This is a genomic window from Nocardia asiatica NBRC 100129, assembly GCF_000308415.1.
GTDB classification, from domain to species: Bacteria; Actinomycetota; Actinomycetes; order Mycobacteriales; family Mycobacteriaceae; genus Nocardia; species Nocardia asiatica.
This window is the reverse complement of record NZ_BAFS01000107.1, coordinates 1-8,176: the sequence shown is the minus strand read 5'-3', so window position 1 is coordinate 8,176 and position 8,176 is coordinate 1. Positions and strand designations below refer to the sequence as shown.

10 protein-coding genes are annotated in these 8,176 nt (G+C 68.6%); 4 read left to right on the top strand and 6 right to left on the bottom strand.

The window, feature by feature from the left end; translation table 11 throughout:
* Window positions 1-791 (top strand): LysR family transcriptional regulator (locus ON27_RS10245; RefSeq protein ID WP_043723343.1); only part of this gene is annotated, 791 nt, incomplete at its 5' end.
* 106 nt (window positions 792-897) lie between these two features.
* Here ON27_RS10245 and ON27_RS10240 read toward each other — a convergent pair.
* Entirely contained in the window at window positions 898-1,740 is an 843-nt protein-coding gene (locus ON27_RS10240; protein ID WP_218002974.1) for an imine reductase family protein, read from the bottom strand.
* 130 nt (window positions 1,741-1,870) lie between these two features.
* Here ON27_RS10240 and ON27_RS10235 point away from each other — a divergent pair, with 130 nt between their 5' ends.
* Window positions 1,871-2,224 (top strand): MerR family transcriptional regulator, encoded by a 354-nt coding sequence (locus tag ON27_RS10235; protein ID WP_043723338.1) that lies wholly within the window; start codon window positions 1,871-1,873, stop codon window positions 2,222-2,224.
* Window positions 2,225-2,299: 75 nt separating this feature from the next.
* Here the strand turns inward: ON27_RS10235 and ON27_RS10230 are convergent, their stop codons facing one another.
* The 4 genes from ON27_RS10230 to ON27_RS10215 form a co-directional block, all read right to left on the bottom strand.
* The gene (locus tag ON27_RS10230; RefSeq protein WP_043723348.1) at window positions 2,300-3,052 is read right to left on the bottom strand and encodes an amino acid ABC transporter ATP-binding protein; all 753 of its coding nucleotides are present in this window, start codon (window positions 3,050-3,052) and stop codon (window positions 2,300-2,302) included.
* A 32-nt stretch (window positions 3,053-3,084) separates the two neighbouring features.
* Window positions 3,085-4,044 (bottom strand): amino acid ABC transporter permease, encoded by a 960-nt coding sequence (locus tag ON27_RS10225; RefSeq protein ID WP_043723336.1) that lies wholly within the window; start codon window positions 4,042-4,044, stop codon window positions 3,085-3,087.
* A 3-nt stretch (window positions 4,045-4,047) separates the two neighbouring features.
* Window positions 4,048-4,911, bottom strand: a complete 864-nt coding sequence (locus ON27_RS10220) for an ABC transporter substrate-binding protein (RefSeq protein ID WP_245559900.1) — start codon at window positions 4,909-4,911, stop codon at window positions 4,048-4,050.
* Between the two features lie 290 nt (window positions 4,912-5,201).
* The gene (locus ON27_RS10215; RefSeq protein ID WP_051046410.1) at window positions 5,202-6,296 is read right to left on the bottom strand and encodes an isocitrate/isopropylmalate dehydrogenase family protein; all 1,095 of its coding nucleotides are present in this window, start codon (window positions 6,294-6,296) and stop codon (window positions 5,202-5,204) included.
* Between the two features lie 78 nt (window positions 6,297-6,374).
* On the opposite strand from ON27_RS10215, the gene ON27_RS10210 reads away from it, so the two are divergent.
* Window positions 6,375-6,905, top strand: a complete 531-nt coding sequence (locus ON27_RS10210) for a 2'-5' RNA ligase family protein (protein ID WP_043723330.1) — start codon at window positions 6,375-6,377, stop codon at window positions 6,903-6,905.
* 47 nt (window positions 6,906-6,952) lie between these two features.
* Complete coding sequence (trxA, locus tag ON27_RS10205; protein WP_043723327.1) at window positions 6,953-7,333, top strand: thioredoxin; 381 nt, start codon at window positions 6,953-6,955, stop codon at window positions 7,331-7,333.
* Window positions 7,334-7,488: 155 nt separating this feature from the next.
* Here the strand turns inward: trxA and ON27_RS10200 are convergent, their stop codons facing one another.
* Complete coding sequence (locus tag ON27_RS10200) at window positions 7,489-7,926, bottom strand: 2-isopropylmalate synthase (RefSeq protein ID WP_043723324.1); 438 nt, start codon at window positions 7,924-7,926, stop codon at window positions 7,489-7,491.
* Window positions 7,927-8,176 lie beyond the last annotated feature (250 nt).

Genomic DNA, 8,176 nt, shown 5'->3' with positions numbered 1-8,176 from the left:
GCCAGCTGGAGCGCGAACTCGGCCATCCGCTGCTCGACCGCGGCGGCCGCACGGTCACCCTGACCGAGGTCGGCGCCGCCGTCCTGCCGCTCGCGCAGGCGGCGCTGGCCGCCGCCGAGCGGATCGCGCACACGGTGGACGAGTTCACCGGGTTGCTGCGAGGGCAGGTCCGAGTCGGCCTCATTTCGGGGGCCGCGGTCGAGGAATTCGACGTCGCCGCGGTGCTCGCCGACTTCCACCATGACCACCCGCAGGTCGGCATCAGCCTCACCGAGGACACCTCCGAGCGGATGCTGGCGGCGCTCGGCCGGGGTGAGCTGGATATCGCCGTGATCGGGATGACCGGCGCGCAGCTCGATCCCGGCATCGGCGTCGAAGTGGTGCTGGAGACGGCGGTGGTGGCCGCGGTCGCGGCGGGCGATCCCGGCGACGACGCCGAGATCCCGCTCACCGCGCTGCGCGATCGTCCGCTGATCTGCCTGACGCCGGGCACCGGCATCCGCGGCGTCTTCGAGCGCGCCTGCGCGGCGGCCGGATTCGAACCCGCCGTCGCCTACGAGGCGGCGGCGCCCGCGCTGCTGCTACGCCTGGCCGCCCGCGGTCTCGGCGTCGCCGTCGTGCCCGAGCTCACCGCCGAGGAGTCGGCCGCCTTCGGAGTGCGGACGATGCGCATCATCGATCCGGAACTGCGCGGACGTCTCGCGCTGGTCTGGCGCAACGACCGGCCCGGGAGCCCGGCGGCCGAAGTGCTGCTCGGCCGGTTGCGGATAGCCCTGCGCACAGGCGAATGATTCGACCGGGCCACCAGCGGTGTATCTCGCACATCGCGACCGGGCCGCCGTCTCATACGAAATCATGGGTGCCGGGCGTTGCCGGTGAAGTGTGCCGACCCGGCGCTCAGGCGTCGGCGATGATCTCTATCAGGCTTGCGAAACTGTCTTTGCCGTGGCCGGCGTCGATGCCTTTGTGCGTGAGCGATTTGATGAGCCGGGGCAGTTCGGTGTCGATCCCCCGGTCTCGGGCGGCCTGGATGAGGTGGTCCATGAGGGGTGCGTCGAGTTCGAGCCATTCCTCGTCGCCGGGGTACCGGCGGTTGTCGATCTGCCGGGCGTAGTCGGCGATGACCGACGCGATCGTGTGCGACATCCAATGATTCAGCAGTGGGGCCGTCGTTGTCGCGCGGACCTCCGCCGTGCGCAGCAATGCCGCGCTGTAGAGGTATCCGATCAGAGTGGCCCACGCGAAGTTCAGCATCGCGAGGTCATACAGCGCCGCCGTGCCGGGGTCCCGGCCGAGATAGGTCGCGCCGCCCAGCTGCCCGAGCAGTGTTTCGTGCTGGGCGAACAGTTCTTCCGAACCGCTGTACACCAGCACTGTCTCGGGCTTGCCGACATGCTCGGGATGCGCCATCAGCGCCCCGTCGAGATATCGACCGCCACGTTCGGCCACCCAGGCGGCCAGTTCCCGGGCCTGTACGCCGGTGCCCGAGGTCAGGTTCACCACGTCGCGGGTCTCGATGTGGCGCTCGGCTCGTCGGAGGATTTCGGCCGCGGCGGCGTAGTCATCGACGCACAGGACGACCAGGCAAGCGCCGTCGAGAGCCGCATGCGGTGCATCCGCTCGTGAAACCGAGGGCGGGTGAGCGCCGTCGTCGTGCGCGGCCCAGAACGTGACCGCGTTGTGCATCGCCAGAGCTTCGGCCAGCGCCGCTGCCCGGACGCCGTGTCCCAGCACGGTCACGGATGTTCCCGTAGGTGTACGCATCAGGTTGTCTCTCCGCATCGCTTGCCCACCGAGACGTGGGCGACGGGCTTGGTGCGGCTACGCTAAACCTTCACATGAATGTGAGAGTCAAGCCCGGAGAACCGTGATGCGCATCGGTGAACTGTCGCAACGAACGAGCGTCAGCCAACGGCTGCTGCGTTATTACGAGGAACAGGGCCTTTTGGCACCCTTTCGTGAGCCGAGCGGTTATCGAAGCTATCGCGACAGCGATATCGACCGGGTCCGTCGCATTCGTACTCTGCTGGCCGCGGGCCTCAACACGGCCACCATCGCTCACGTCCTGCCCTGCACCGTCGACACCGGCGACGGGCTGGCCGCCGCCTGCCCGGACCTGCTCGCCGATCTGCACCGGGAACGCGACCGGATCGCCACCGCCATCGACGAACTCATCAGCGCACAGCACGCCCTGGACGCCATCATCGCGGCCACGCACCGATGACTGCGCCCATGACCAGCGCGATACTCGACCTCGCGTGTCGACCGGCGCGAAAACCAGGGAAACTCCGATCGGAGATCAGAGCAGTCGCGAAAGGAAAGCCTTGGTGCGCTCGTGCCGCGGATCTGCCAGCACGTCGCGGGGCGGTCCCGCCTCCACGACCACGCCGCCGTCCATGAACGCCAGCTGATCGGCGACCTCGCGCGCGAAACCCATCTCGTGGGTCACCACGACCATCGTCATACCCGTTCGCGCGAGTTCCCGCATGACCGTCAGAACCTCGCCGACCAACTCCGGATCCAGCGCGGAGGTCGGCTCGTCGAACAACATGAGTTTGGGCTCCATGGCCAGCGCACGGGCGATCGCCACGCGCTGCTGCTGACCGCCGGACAGCTGCGCCGGGTAGGCGTTCGCCTTGTCCGCCAGGCCGACCCGGTCCAGCAGTTCCCTGGCCTTGGCCAGCGCGTCCGCCTTGCGCAGTTTCTTGACCTGGGTGGGCGCCTCGATGATGTTCTCCAGCGCGGTCCGGTGCGGGAACAGATTGAAGTGCTGGAACACCATGCCGATCTCGCGGCGCTGCTCGGCCGCCTCGCGCGGGTGCATCTCGTAGAGCTTGCCGTTCTTCTCCCGGTAGCCGACGATCTCGCCGTCGACGTAGAGCCGCCCGGCGTTCACCTGCTCCAGGTGGTTGATGCAGCGCAGGAAGGTGGACTTGCCCGAGCCCGACGGCCCGATCAAGCACAGCACCTCGCCGCGGCCCACCTCCAGCGAAACGCCCTTGAGCACTTGCAGCGCGCCGAAGTTCTTGCAGACCCGGTCCGCGACGACCATCGCGGGGGAGGTGGTCTTCTCCACGTCCACGCTCATTTCGCCTTCTCTCCCTGCTGCGCGTCGGCGAGTTCCTGCAGCTGCTTGGCGGTCAGCCTGCGGGAGACGCCGCGCGAGTAGTAGCGCTCCAAGTAGTACTGCCCGACCATGAGCACGCTCGTGATCGCCAGGTACCAGGTGGCCGCGACCAGCAGCAGCGGAATCGGCTGGAAGTTCACGCCGTAGATGTCGCGCGCCCGGCCGAACAGATCGGTGCTCAGCGGGATGCCGGTGACCAGCGAGGTGGTCTTCAGCATGCCGATCAGCTCGTTGCCGGTCGGCGGGATGATCACGCGCATGGCCTGCGGCAGCACCGTCCGGCGCATGGTCTGGCTCCAGGACATGCCGAGCGCGAACGACGCTTCCCGCTGCCCCTCGCCGACCGAATTGATCCCGGCGCGGACGATCTCGGCCATGTAGGCGGCCTCGTTGAGACCGAGGCCGAGCACGGCGAAGGCGAACGCCGCCTGCAACTGCTGCACGTCGAGCTGGAAGAACTGCGGCCCGAACGGAACGCCCAGGTGGATCTGGCTGTACAGCGAAGGGACCAGCCCCCAGAACACCAACTGCACGAACACCGGAGTGCCACGGAAGATCCAGAGGTACACCCACGCCGTGCTCCGCAGCACCGGATTCGGCGACAGCCGCATGACGGCCAGCATCGTCCCGAGCCCCACCGCGATCGCCATCGCGCACACGGTCAGTTCCAGCGTCACGATGGCGCCCGCGGTGATCCGGCTGTCGAACAGGTACTTCCCGTAGGTGTCCCAGCGATAAGCCGGGTTGGTCGCGGCGCCGTAGACGAACAGCGCCACCAGCACGAGGATGACCGCCGCCGCTATCCAGCGCCCCGGCCTGCGCAGCGGAACCGCTTTGATCGGCTCCGGCTCCCGCGCCGGGTCCGCTCCGCCGGGGCCGGGATCACCGGGCGCCGACCGAGTGTCGTCGTCCGCCATCGATCAGCTCACGGCGCCGTTGACGACGGACTTGGTGATGGCGCCTTCCTGGACGCCCCAGTTCTTCGTGATCTCGAGGTACTTGCCGTTGTCGATCAGGTGCTGGACCGCCTTCTGCAGCACGGCGGCCAGCGGCGCGCCCTTGGGCACCGCCCAGCCGTAGGGGGCGGAGTCGAACACCGGGCCCGCGGTCTCGATCTTGCCGTCGCTCTGCTTGATCGCGTACGCCGTCACCGGGGAGTCGGCCGACATGGCGTCGACCTGGCCGAGCACCAGCGCGTTGGTCGCGGCGCTCTGCTCGTCGAACGGCTTGATGTCGATGGCGGGTTTGCCCGCGGCGACGCACTCGGCGCTCTTGGCGGGCACCTCGTCGGTGTGCTCCACGGTGGTGGCCTGCACGGCGACCTTCTTGCCGCAGGCGTTCTCCGGGTCGATCGGCTTGCCCTTCTGCTGCGCCCACTGGATGCCGGCGTTGAAGTAGGTGGTGAAGTCGACCTGCTGCTCGCGTTCCTTGGAGTCGGTGATCGAGGACATGCCCACGTCGTAGGTCCCGGCCTGGATCGAGGGGATGATCTTCTCGAAGGCCGACTCGACGTACTCGGCTTTCACGCCGAGCACGGACGCCACCGCGTCCATCAGGTCCACATCGAAACCGACGATCCGGCCACTGGCGTCCTTGTACTCGTTCGGCTGATACGGGACGTTCACGCCGACGACGAGCTTGCCGGATTGCTTGATCTTGTCGGGGAGTTGCGCTGCGATCTCGTCGACCTTGTCCACCTGCACTTTGGGCGCCGAAGGGCCGGTTTCCTCGGTGTTGGTGGCACAGCCGGTCAGCACCAGTGCGCCCGCCGCGAGCGCGCCCATGGCGGCTCGCACGGCGCGCCTGCCGAGAAACGAACGATCAGACACAGCAGTCCTCCACATTTTGGATCCACGCAACCCGGGCGTCATCACCCGTTTGGAAATCTAAGCGACCGGGACGCTGCGCGCTGGACAGTAATGCAACAGCAACACGAACTCCCCCGCGATCCGCGCCGCCCGTGTGCCGGTACACCGGCGCAACACCCTACCCGGCCGCCGGTCGATCACCCGACCGGGCTGCGGAGTCACCCGCTGGGCACGGGCCTCGCCCTAGCGCCCGCACGACGTCGCGTTCACCTGCGATGCACCCTGGCGCAGACCTGCTCGGTGAATTCGCTGGTCGATGCCAGTCCCCCGAGATCGGCGGTGGCGATGCCCGCCTCGAAGGTCGCGGCGACGGCCCGTTCGATCCGCTCACCGGCCCGCGCCAAGGTCGCGTCGGTGTCCCGGGCTGCCAGCCAGCGCAAGAGCATCGCCGACGACAGCAGCAACGCCGTCGGGTTGGCGCGGTTGTGGCCGGCGAGTGCGGGCGCGGCGCCGTGCACCGCCTGGGCCATCGCCGTGGTGGCCGAGCAGTTGAGCGAGGCGGCCAGCCCGAGCGAACCGCTCAATTCCCCGGCCAGGTCGGACAGGATGTCGCCGAACAGGTTCTCGGTGACCAGCACGTCGTAGTCGACGGCGGCGCGGACCAGGTGCGCGGCCGCCGCGTCGACGTGTTCGTCGTCCACCTCGACCCCGGGATATTCCCGGCCGACCTCCTGACATACGTCGCGGAACAGTCCCATGGTCAGCGGCAGCACATTCGCTTTGTGGACGATGGTCACCCGCTTGCGTCGCGTCGCGGCCAACCGGAACGCCTGGTGCGCGATCCGCTCGCAAGCGGCGCGGGTCACCACACCGACCGAGAGCGCGACGTCCGGCGTCGGCCGGAACTCCCCCGAGCCGGCGAACATATTGCGGTCGGCGTAGAAACCCTCGCTGTTCTCACGGACGATCACCAGATCGATGTCCGGCGCTGCCGCGTGCACGCCGGCGAAGGCCCGCGCGGGACGAATGTTGGCATAGAGGTCGAAGCGCTTGCGGATCATTCCGCCCGGCGCGACGCGATGTTCGGCCGGATAAGACGCGTTGTCGTGCGGGCCGAGAATCCAGGCGTCGACTCCGGCGAGTTCCTCGAGCGTCCGCTCGGGCAGCGGAGTGCCGAACTCGGCGATGGCACGGTGCCCCATGGCCAGCGGCACCCACTCGACCGGCGCGGCGCCCGCGGCGGACAGCGCCTCGTCCACCACGCGCTCGGCGGCCCGCACCACCTCGGGCCCGATGCCGTCGCCGTCGATCAGGCCGAGCCGCAGTGCCCGGTCCGTGCGGGTCTGGTTCGCGTCGTTCACCGCAACATCCTCTCGCCGACGTGCCCGGGCGCCGGAACCGGCCCGCGAACCCGCCGACTGCGGTTACCTTCGGGGATCATGGTGCAGTCGGTCGAACTACTCCTCGACGAGGCCGCCGACGTCGAGATCCGCCGCCAGTGGCAGTTGCTCGCCGAGGCCGGCGTGCCGAGCCTCGCCGCGCGCACCGACGAGTCCAACCGCCCGCACATCACCGCCGCGGTGGCCAGGCAGATCTGGCCGCGGATCGAGCAGGCACTGGACGAGCAGACCTTCGCGCCGATTCCCGTGCGGTTGGGCGGTCTGGTGGTCTTCGGTGCACGCCGCCCCATCCTGGTGCGGCTGGTGGTCCCCTCCGAGGCGCTGCTCGCCCTGCACCACCGGATCTTCCACACGATCTCCCCGTGCCCCGGCGTTCCGGCCAACGTGCATCCGGATGCCTGGACCCCGCACATCACCCTGGCCAGACGGGTCCCGCCGCACCAACTCGGCGAGGCGATTCACGCCGTCGCCCGGGACCGGGATTTTCCGGCGACCGTGCTGGGTATCCGTCGATGGGACGGGGATCAGCGGCGCGAGTGGCCGGTCGGCCGGATCCGCCGTGGAAGATAACCGGAACAGCCCGCGTTATAGCAGGCACACCGAAACGAGAGGACGTCATGGCCACCCAGACGCTGACCCAGCACAATTTCGATGAGATCGTCACCGGAAACGACGTGGTACTCGTCGACTTCTGGGCCGATTGGTGCGGTCCGTGCAAGAGTTTCGCACCGACTTTCGAGGCATCCTCCGACAAGCACCCCGACGTGGTGCACGGAAAGGTGGACACCGAGTCCGAGCAGGGCCTCGCGGCGGCCGCCAACATTCGCTCCATCCCGACCATCATGGCTTTCCGGGAGGGCGTGCTGGTGTTCGCGCAGCCCGGCGCGCTGCCGCCCGCCGCGCTCGAGGATCTGGTCACCCAGGTCAAGGCGCTGGACATGGACGAGGTACGCAAGCAACTCGCCGAGCAGCAGGCAGCCGGGCAGCCCGAACAGTAAACACGGATCGGAAATCGCTGCGCGGCAGCGAAATCAACCAGGGCCCGAACTCGGACACCGCTGGAGCGGCGGTCCGTGTTCGGGCCTGCTGCGATTACGGCGTGGTGCGTCCGCCCCGGGCCGGCGCACTGCCTCCCGCGGTCGGCCGCCCAGGATCAGAACGCGCCGAGCAGGTTGACGCCCGCGATCATGGCGCGCACCGTCGACTCGGCGCTGTCGTCCGCGATCGCCGCGCCCCAGCCGCGCCTGCCGTTGCATTCGCACCGCACGAACGTGGCGGTGCCGTCGGCGGTGCGCCGCTGGTGGAACTGCAGGATCTCCACCGGGTAGCCCTCTTCGTAGAGAGCCGAGGTCATCGCCGCGACCGGGCTGCCGGTGGCGACGACGGTCCGCAGATGGCCGGAGAATTCCAGCGTGGCGGTGAACTCCGCGGTGCGGCTGCCCGCGGGCGACCACTCGCCGAGGCGGATCGGTCCGCCGTGCGCGCAGTAACGGCTGTGGAACTGCGCCGGAGTCAGCCCGGCGGCTTCGGCACGGAGGCTCTTGGGAGCGGCGGCGTGGAACAGGTCGGTATCAAGAGTCAGGATGGTCATTGAAAGTAGGTCTTCCCGAAGAATGTCGTGGCTCAGTTGACAGAGGGGACCAGCACTAACAAGTCAAATCAGCCCGCAGCGAGGGGGCCGGTCCGAATCAGACCCCGCTACGGCGGGCTACTACGAGGATTCGGGGACGCGGCGCCACCATCGCGGTGAGCGGAAGTAGCTCGGCGCGAACCTCGGGCTCGAAGGCGGTAGCCCGCGAAACCACGGAGGACCCGGTGAGCGACGCCGAGAACAGAGCGGT

What these genes read in the sequence shown, in the direction of transcription:
- ON27_RS10235 (WP_043723338.1), top strand. Translation starts at nt 1,871, where the DNA reads ATGCGCATCGGTGAACTGTCGCAACGAACGAGCGTCAGCCAACGGCTG.
- ON27_RS10230 (WP_043723348.1), bottom strand. Translation starts at nt 3,052, where the DNA reads ATGGTCGTCGCGGACCGGGTCTGCAAGAACTTCGGCGCGCTGCAAGTG.
- ON27_RS10225 (WP_043723336.1), bottom strand. Translation starts at nt 4,044, where the DNA reads ATGGCGGACGACGACACTCGGTCGGCGCCCGGTGATCCCGGCCCCGGC.
- ON27_RS10220 (WP_245559900.1), bottom strand. Translation starts at nt 4,911, where the DNA reads ATGGGCGCGCTCGCGGCGGGCGCACTGGTGCTGACCGGCTGTGCCACC.
- ON27_RS10210 (WP_043723330.1), top strand. Translation starts at nt 6,375, where the DNA reads ATGGTGCAGTCGGTCGAACTACTCCTCGACGAGGCCGCCGACGTCGAG.
- trxA (WP_043723327.1), top strand. Translation starts at nt 6,953, where the DNA reads ATGGCCACCCAGACGCTGACCCAGCACAATTTCGATGAGATCGTCACC.
- ON27_RS10200 (WP_043723324.1), bottom strand. Translation starts at nt 7,926, where the DNA reads ATGACCATCCTGACTCTTGATACCGACCTGTTCCACGCCGCCGCTCCC.